The 411-nt window shown below is 66.7% G+C and carries 1 protein-coding gene; it reads left to right on the forward strand.

The features are described 5' to 3' along the window. A partial coding sequence (locus D9V41_RS16560; protein WP_133434248.1) for a branched-chain amino acid ABC transporter permease occupies positions 1-411 on the forward strand: 411 nt, incomplete at both ends.

The following is a 411-nucleotide window of genomic DNA, read 5'->3' on the forward strand; positions in this document are numbered from 1 at the left end:
CCGTCTGGCTCGCGGCAAGATGGGCCGCGCGTGGAAGGCTGTGCGTGACGACGAGGACGCCGCCGAGGCGATGGGCATCAACACGTACGTCACCAAGATCACCGCCTACATCATCGACGCGGTGTGGGCCGGTCTCGCCGGGCAGCTCATGGGCACGCACCTCACCGCGATCTCGCCCAACAGCTTCCAGTTCCTGTACTCCGCCCTCATCCTCATGGCCGTGGTGCTCGGCGGTATGGGTTCGACCCCGGGCGTCATCATCGGCGCGCTGTTCGTCTCGCTCGCGCCGGAGTTCCTCCGTGAGTTCTCCGAGTGGCGCTTCCTGCTGTTCGGTGTGCTGCTGGTCGTGACGATGATCTTCCGGCCCTCGGGCATCTGGCCGGCGACGGCGGTGTTGCCCTGGTCGAAGGA

Source organism: Aeromicrobium phragmitis, from assembly GCF_003674095.1.
GTDB classification, from domain to species: domain Bacteria; phylum Actinomycetota; class Actinomycetes; order Propionibacteriales; family Nocardioidaceae; genus Aeromicrobium; species Aeromicrobium phragmitis.